General features: G+C 77.8%; 2 protein-coding genes and 1 pseudogene. All 3 read left to right on the top strand.

What is annotated here, in order from left to right; genetic code table 11:
• Positions 1-242 (top strand): hypothetical protein (locus AC0CYZ_RS03615; protein ID WP_472212425.1); only part of this gene is annotated, 242 nt, incomplete at its 5' end.
• Between the two features lie 119 nt (positions 243-361).
• A complete protein-coding gene (locus tag AC0CYZ_RS03610; protein WP_472212427.1) occupies positions 362-1969 on the top strand; it encodes an ABC transporter transmembrane domain-containing protein in 1608 nt (535 codons plus the stop codon).
• Positions 1966-2330, top strand: a pseudogene (locus AC0CYZ_RS03605) (ABC transporter ATP-binding protein); the annotation flags it as partial. The gene AC0CYZ_RS03610 and the pseudogene AC0CYZ_RS03605, both read left to right, overlap by 4 nt.

Raw genomic sequence — 2330 nt, 5'->3', positions numbered from 1 at the left:
GCCCCTCCCGCCTGCCCCGCCCGTGGACGATCGTCACCACCGGCGGCATGCGCGGCGTCATGACGCTGACCTCGCAGCTCTGCGACCTCGGCTACCGGGTCCCGGACTTCTCCGTCGACGTCCACGAGGGCGTGTCCTGCTCCTGCATCTCGTGCACCGTCGCGCTCACCACCGACGAGTGCGACGCGTTCGCCGAGCGCGTGCGCGTGCTGCCCGGCGTCGTGAGCGTCGAGCCCTTCTGAGCGCTGCCCGACCCGGATAAACCGGTCGCGCCGCCGTCCCGTGGCGGCCTAGCGTCGACGGCGTGATCCCCCGCCCCGATTCTTGAGCGCCCGCGCGGCGGCCCCATCCCGCACCGTCCCTGACGCTGCCCGACCCGCTGACCCCCGGTGGGTTCCTGCGCGCGATCCTGCGCTCACGGCCCGGGCTCGCCGTCGCAACGGTCGTCGTCGGCACCCTCTGGCTGGTGCCCGGCGCGGTGATCCCGCTGGTCGTCGGCGCGGCCGTCGAGGCGGGGGTGGCCCGGGGCGACACCGGCGCGCTGATCCGGGACGTCGCGCTGGTCGTGGCCCTCGGGGTCGCGCAGATGGTCAGCGGGGGAGCCCTCGACTTCCTCGCGCACGGGATGTGGCTGCACGCCGCGTCCGCCACCCAGCGCACCGTCAGCGGCCACGTCCTGCGGCTCGGCGCCGCGCTCGCGCCCCAGGCCGCGGGCGGTGACGTCCCCGCGGTGACGACGTCGGACCTGAACACCCTCGGCAACCTCTTCGAGACCGCGGGCCGGCTCGCGGGCTCGGTGGTGGCCTTCGTGGTGGTCGGCGTCGGCCTCGTCGCGCGTTCCCCGCTGCTCGGGGTCGCGGCGCTCGTCGGGGTCCCGCTCGCCGTGGTCGGCATCGGCCCGCTGATCGCGCCGCTGCAACGCCACACGGACGAGCAGCGCGGCGCGCTGACCGCGGTGAACGCGCTGGCCGCGGACGTCGTGGCCGGGCTGCGGATCCTGCGCGGGGTCGGCGGCGAGGCGCGGTTCGCGGCGCGGGTCGGCGAGGCGACCGTGCGGGTCCGGGACGCCGGGTTCCTCGTCGCGCGGAGCACCGCGTGGCTGGCGGCCGCCGAGGTCCTCCTGCCGGGTGCGGTCCTCGTCGTCATCACGTGGCTCGGGGCCCGACTGGCCGTGGCCGGCACGATCGGGCCCGGCGAGCTGGTCGCGGTGTACGGGGCGTCGGCGTTCCTCGTCGTCCCCGTCACCGCGGCGACCGAGGCGGCCGGCTCGCTGGCGGCCGCCCGGGCGGGGGCCCGCCGCGTCGTGCACCTGCTGGGCCTGCGCCCCCTGCTGGACCCGCCGGCCGACCCGGTCGCCCTCCCACCGGGGGCGCTGGACCTCCACGACCCGGTCACCGGCCTGTACGCCCCCGCCGGCGCGCTCACGGTCGTCGACGCCGGGGCGGGGGCCGCCGCGCTCGCCGACCGGCTCGCCCGCCTCCCCGGTGCCGCCGCGCCGGGGCACGTCGCGGGGACACCGGTCGACCGCGTCGACCTGGCGACGCTGCGCCGCCGGGTGGTCCACGCCCACCCCGAGGACCTGTGGTTCTCGGGCCGGCTGCGCGACGAGCTCGTCGGGCACGGCGGGCTCGACGTCGGGACCGCCCTCGACGCGGCCGCGGCGACGGAGATCGTCGAGGGGTTCCCGGACGGACTGGACGAGTGCCTCGGCGAACGCGGCCGGGAGGTCTCGGGCGGGCAGCGGCAGCGCCTGGCGCTGACCCGGGTGCTGCTCACCGACGCCGACGTCCTCGTCCTCTCCGAACCCACCTCCGCGGTCGACGCCCACACCGAGGCGTGGATCGCGGCCCGGGTCGCGGTGCTGCGCCGCGGCCGCACGACGGTCGTGCTCACCCAGGGCTCGCCGTGGCGCCACGTCGCCGACCACGTCGTCAACCTCACCCGCACTCTGGAGAGGAGCACCCCGTGACCGCCGTCCTCGACCACGCGTCCCCCCGCCAGGCCTGGGCCTGGGCCCGCGGGGTGCTCCGCCTGTACCGCTGGCAGGCGGCGGTGACGAGCGCCTGCTTCCTCGCGGCCACCGGAGCCGGGCTCGTCGGGCCGCAGCTGCTCGGCGCGCTCGTCGACGAGGTCTCCTCGGGCGGGCGCTCCACCGCCCGCGTCGACCTGCTCGCGCTCGCCTTCGCCGCGGCCCTGGTGGTGGCCGCCGTGCTGCACCGCTCCGCGCGGTGGCGGGTCGGGGTGCTCGGCGAGGAGCTGCTCGCCGCCAACCGCACCGGTCTCGTCGACCGGGCGCTGGCCCTGCCCCTGGCGACGGTCGAGTCGGTCGG

The organism is Actinomycetospora sp., assembly GCF_055612215.1.
Note: the sequence above shows the minus strand (reverse complement) of the source record. Positions and strands in the feature narration are given on the sequence as shown.